Origin of the sequence: Marinobacter halodurans (assembly GCF_004327985.1) — a bacterium.
GTDB classification, from domain to species: domain Bacteria; phylum Pseudomonadota; class Gammaproteobacteria; order Pseudomonadales; family Oleiphilaceae; genus Marinobacter_A; species Marinobacter_A halodurans.
Genome location: NZ_SJDL01000212.1, coordinates 1 through 329 on the forward strand (window position 1 = coordinate 1; position 329 = coordinate 329).

Consider the following 329-nt stretch of genomic DNA (forward strand, 5'->3'; position numbering starts at 1 on the left):
AACGCTGCCAGCAAATGCAGCCGGTTGCTGTTTTTGGCAAGACCACGATAGCGGACCTTGCCATAGCCGAAGACCTGCTTGATGTACCGAAAGGGATGCTCAACCTTGGCACGAACACTGGCTTTGATTTTTTCGGCTTTTAGTTTATCGGCATCCAGCTTCTTCCGGGTGCCAGGCCGTTTGGCAATGAACCAGGAGACGTTGAGCTATGGTGATTTCTGGTGTATGGAGGCAAGTTGAAGAGGTGGCGTATCCTGTTGGTTGATCTCGCCAGATCACAACCAACAGAGGAATGATACGCCATGTCAAAGTCTACCCTGCACGCTCTT

The 329-nt window shown here is 51.1% G+C and carries 1 pseudogene; it reads right to left on the reverse strand.

What is annotated here, in order from left to right:
- Positions 1–200, reverse strand: a pseudogene (locus EZI54_RS24145) (transposase); the annotation flags it as partial.
- Positions 201–329: the final 129 nt, after the last annotated feature.